At 47.9% G+C, this 2,604-nt stretch carries 4 protein-coding genes; all 4 read left to right on the top strand.

Going from position 1 to position 2,604, the window contains the following annotated elements:
- A partial coding sequence (locus ACQY6F_RS18725; protein WP_428776611.1) for a hypothetical protein occupies nucleotides 1–222 on the top strand: 222 nt, incomplete at its 5' end.
- Nucleotides 223–225: 3 nt separating this feature from the next.
- Complete coding sequence (locus ACQY6F_RS18720) at nucleotides 226–945, top strand: hypothetical protein (RefSeq protein WP_428776610.1); 720 nt, start codon at nucleotides 226–228, stop codon at nucleotides 943–945.
- Between the two features lie 70 nt (nucleotides 946–1,015).
- Complete coding sequence (locus ACQY6F_RS18715) at nucleotides 1,016–1,774, top strand: DNA cytosine methyltransferase (RefSeq protein ID WP_428776608.1); 759 nt, start codon at nucleotides 1,016–1,018, stop codon at nucleotides 1,772–1,774.
- Nucleotides 1,761–2,480: a hypothetical protein gene (locus tag ACQY6F_RS18710; RefSeq protein WP_428776606.1), complete on the top strand. Its 720-nt coding sequence runs from the start codon at nucleotides 1,761–1,763 to the stop codon at nucleotides 2,478–2,480. Before ACQY6F_RS18715 ends, ACQY6F_RS18710 begins: the two co-directional genes overlap by 14 nt.
- Nucleotides 2,481–2,604 lie beyond the last annotated feature (124 nt).

Here is a 2,604-nt window from a genome sequence, read left to right as displayed (position 1 = left end):
TGTTACTGCAACAGCGTGACCTTCCTGTTCAGTTTCACCTCGACCGACAGTTGGGAATTCCAGTTGATCGCTTCGGCAAACTTCATCCTGTCATGGCTCACGCTCTATCTGGCTTGGGCCGTTCACAGGCGCTACTACCAACTCAATCCCATACCTTCAACGGCAAGTCATGCGCCACAAGCGCGTGATGCTGCCAACACTCCTGTACAACATGAGGAATAAGCTATGTCACAAGCACATGATTCAATTAACACAGTTGGAGAAGTCATTAACGAGCAAGCAAAAGGCTTTAGAGCCTTTGGGCTACTCATCGCTGAACTCGGTTTCAGTATGGTGATGCCGTGGCTCAGAAACAGCCTCGGCGAGCGTTACTTCTCGCCCTTTATGATCGTCGTAATGACGCTCTTTACTTTCATCATTGCCAACGTGATGAAGGTAAACCCTACCTATATAGGCTGGTATGTCGGGTTGTTAGTTGTCTTGTCGATTTATCACTTGTTTGTGATTAATCGACGCAACAGCAGAGATGAGCAATGGCATACACGCTATGAAGGCAATTTTAATATTCAGCCTCTCGTTAATAAGTTACCCAAAGGCAAAAACTACTGGTGGTGTGAAGGATTTTACGAGCCTGCAATAGTGCTGATTCTTGGTCTGCTTATCAGAAGTTTTGTGGATGCTGGATTAGGCACGTTGTTCCTGTTCTCTGGCATTTGGATGATTGCCCGTTCCCGTTATCAATATTTTCTGTACCGCTCAAAACTGCTTGATGAGCGTGATGCTCTTATCGAGTCAGAAGTAAAACTCGATGCCATCAATGGCGCTCCTGCTTCCGAAACCAAAGGCTATATCGTCAAGGGTGTAAACAGCATGAAGCCCAACGATAAAAAAGCTATCGCGCGCAGTCTGCTTGGCGACAAAGACTTCTCGGAAATGTCCTCCTGAAACTCAGTACATCTCACTTTCTTTTTACTTAATTAAACCGTGGGGAGTGCCACTCCCCAAAGGAGAAACGATGAATGAGCTGGCTTTATTCGCAGGCGCTGGCGGAGGGATTCTCGGCGGCTACCTGCTCGGATGGACAACCGTTTGTGCAGTGGAACGTGATGCCTACGCAGCAGGGGTTTTGGCGCAACGACAAAATGATGGATTGCTCCCGCCTTTCCCAATTTGGAGTGACGTGGAAAGTTTTGACGGACGACTGTGGCGAGGGCTTGTTGATGTCATATCAGGAGGTTTCCCCTGCCAAGACATTAGCCTCGCCGGAAAAGGTGCAGGCATCACAGGACAGCGTAGCGGACTCTGGAAAGAGTTCGCCAGGATTATTGGCGAAGTACGACCACCATACGCATTCATTGAGAACAGCCCAGCTCTCGTTATTCGAGGACTCGATGTTGTTCTCAGTGACCTTGCCACGTGCGGGTACGATGCAGAGTGGTTGTGTTTATCAGCAGCCCAATGTGGCGCTCCCCATCTCCGTGACCGCATCTGGATTCTTGCCTACGCCAATAGCAACAGACGGCAAACGCACCCCGATCAGAAAGAAATATGCCTACCGCCCCATCGAGAAAGACGTACCCGACACACTGGCGCAATGGATCATGCGCGAGAGTGGTATGGAACACGCCCGACTGGAGCCTCCCCTATGGGAATGGATGATTGGGTGGCCTTTAGGATGGACAGAATTAAAGCCGCTGGAAACGGGCAAGTTCCACGCGTGGCAGCAACAGCATTCCTTACATTAATGCGGAGAATAAACCATGAAAACCATTGAACAGATTCATGCAGGTAAATGGGAAAAAGCAGAGCCTTCTAGCGCTGATATTGAAACGGAATTAAAGGACATTGTTGAACCGGTTTTAAAAGAACATGCAGCACGACTTGATGAAAAAATCCGTGATGCAATGGAGCAATCCACAACAGGATTTTTAGATAAAAAGGAAGTTTACGAACGCGTAGATTTGAGTGAGGTCTCCAACGATATTTGGGAAGCACTCAATGAAATTGATGATTCCCCCATCGCGCAAATTATTCATGGTGCTGTGTTTGGCGTTACCGACAGAGTGATGGAAGTTGGTGCTGCGATCTATTCACTCATTGAAGAACGGCTTGGCGAAACTTTAACAACCACTATCAATGATGGAGATGCGTTTAGTCGTCTGGTTGATCCAATGATTAAAGCAGCACAAGCCGAATATTACGAAGATCTTTTTAATCACTATGACGAGCAGGCTAAACACGCGCCTGATCCTCAACCCGAAGATATTTATCCCGATGCCTCCCCCGAAGAATTGCAAAAACTTTTGGGTTATGACGGCGGCGATAATCTGGCAATAACAGTCAAGAATGATCCTCCCCCTTTGCTGCTCGAAGATAAGCGCACAATCCCGTTAAGTGAAGCGCTGCCTTCACTGGATTATCTGGATGCACATGTCACTTCTGACAGCTCCGCAGAAGCTAATAACGGACTGGAGAGGTAAGCATAATGAGCGAGCAATGGGAACTGACCTTACCGTTACTTTCCTTTTCAGAAAGTGACGTATGGACGCTTAAAGATGCCTGTTCTGGTACAGGCATCTGGGGCGTCAATGGCAGTGGTAAAAC

Origin of the sequence: Vibrio sp., from assembly GCF_050299255.1 — a bacterium.
GTDB lineage: Bacteria > Pseudomonadota > Gammaproteobacteria > Enterobacterales > Vibrionaceae > Vibrio.
Note: the sequence above shows the minus strand (reverse complement) of the source record. Positions and strands in the feature narration are given on the sequence as shown.